Below are 549 nucleotides of genomic sequence, written 5' to 3'. Positions count from 1 at the left end.
CTCGACGGGTATCAGCACCGCACAAAGTGGTGTGAACTCACTGTCCACAGGCCTGAGTACGACCGACAGCAACGTGGCATCGTTGTCTACCGGGGTCAGCACTGTGCAGAGCGGTGTGACGTCGCTGTCGACGGGTCTGAGTACGACCAACAGCAACGTGGCGTCGCTGTCGACCTCGAGCTCGACGGGTATCAGCACCGCACAAAGTGGTGTGAACTCACTGTCCACAGGCCTGAGCACGACCAACAGCAATGTGGCGTCGCTGTCCACTTCGGCCTCGACCGGCCTGAGCACCACCAACAGCAATGTGACGTCGCTGTCGAGTTCGGTCTCGACGGGTCTGAGCACGACGAACAGCAATGTGGCATCGCTGTCGACCTCGACGTCGACGGGTATCAGCACGGCACAAAGCGGTGTGAACTCGCTGTCCACAGGCCTGAGCACGACCAACAGTAATGTGGCTTCACTGTCGACCTCAACGTCGACGGGGATCAGTACGGCGCAAAGCGGTGTGAACTCGCTGTCCACGGGTCTGAGCACGACCAACAG

At 60.1% G+C, this 549-nt stretch carries 1 pseudogene; it reads left to right on the top strand.

Features of this window, described 5'->3' with window-relative positions:
• Window positions 1-31 precede the first annotated feature (31 nt).
• A pseudogene (locus BLQ92_RS39310) lies at window positions 32-549 on the top strand (hemagglutinin); the annotation flags it as partial.

It is taken from the genome of Paraburkholderia phenazinium (genome assembly GCF_900100735.1).
Classification (GTDB): Bacteria; Pseudomonadota; Gammaproteobacteria; order Burkholderiales; family Burkholderiaceae; genus Paraburkholderia; species Paraburkholderia phenazinia.
The sequence above is the reverse complement of the archived record's forward strand: the minus strand, read 5'-3'. Positions and strand labels throughout refer to the sequence as shown.